Source organism: Sphingomonas endophytica (genome assembly GCF_001476895.1).
Lineage (GTDB): Bacteria > Pseudomonadota > Alphaproteobacteria > Sphingomonadales > Sphingomonadaceae > Sphingomonas > Sphingomonas endophytica_A.
Genome location: NZ_LDTB01000155.1, coordinates 1 through 862, shown reverse-complemented (window position 1 = coordinate 862; position 862 = coordinate 1). Strand labels below are relative to the sequence as shown.

2 protein-coding genes are annotated in these 862 nt (G+C 66.4%); both read right to left on the bottom strand.

The genetic code is table 11. The annotated features are described in order from the left end of the window. On the bottom strand, window positions 1–325 hold a 325-nt coding region (locus NS334_RS16475), incomplete at its 3' end, for an ATP-binding protein (RefSeq protein ID WP_193753144.1). Between the two features lie 11 nt (window positions 326–336). Beyond that, on the bottom strand, window positions 337–862 hold a 526-nt coding region (locus NS334_RS16470; RefSeq protein ID WP_193753143.1), incomplete at its 5' end, for a transposase.

Genomic DNA, 862 nt, shown 5'->3' with positions numbered 1-862 from the left:
TTCGGCAGCGTTCGATGTGTTTAAGGGGCAGGCAATCGATCCAGCGGCCCTCGACAAGCTTGGCGAACAGCGGGCGGTCGAGGCCGCGCGGGGTGCGGTAGTCGATGTCCTCGACGCACGCTTGCTGACGCAGCTTCGCATAGCGCAGGCGGGTGGCGAGCCGCTTATCGTGGCGCAGTGATGCTTCACGTTCGAGCAGCAGCGCGAGCCATTCGGCGTGACCGAGGCTTGCGGCCTCGCCGGTTGCTTCGATATCGACGAAGGCATTGGCCATGCCGTGGAGGCCGAGGGCGTTGAGGCGGTCGAGGGTCGGATGGGTGAGCAAGGGATGGTCTCCTAGTTGTAGTAGCGCGGTCCGCGGATGTTGGCATGCAGGATCGGCGCATCGTCCGCGGAGCGCTGATGAGCGGGACGCCGATCGAGATTGTTGGCGAGGATCGATTTGACCGAGCCGTAGGTGCGCGCGCCGATGTCGATCGCCCGCGCAGCCGCGGCGTCCAGCCGTCCGCGCCCATAGGAGCCGGCGAGCCTGAGGATGCCGAGGCAGGCGCGGAAGCCTTGCTCGGGGTGCGAGCGCTCGTCGGGAATGAGGTCGCACAAAGCGCTGGTCGCCGGCCCGATCGCGGCAGCGTCCTGTCGGATGCGCGCGATGGTCCAGCCGGCGTAGCGCCGATGGCTGGAGGCCATGTGCTCCGGCACGGTGGTGTGTTTGTGATTACCGCTCATGCGCTGATGCGCGGCGATCCGCTCGCCCTTGTGGAAGATCTCTACGGTGCGGGCAGTGAACCGCACCTCGACCTCGGCGCGCACAAAGCGATGCGGGACGCTGTAGTAATGCTTCTCCACCTCGACGTGGTAATCG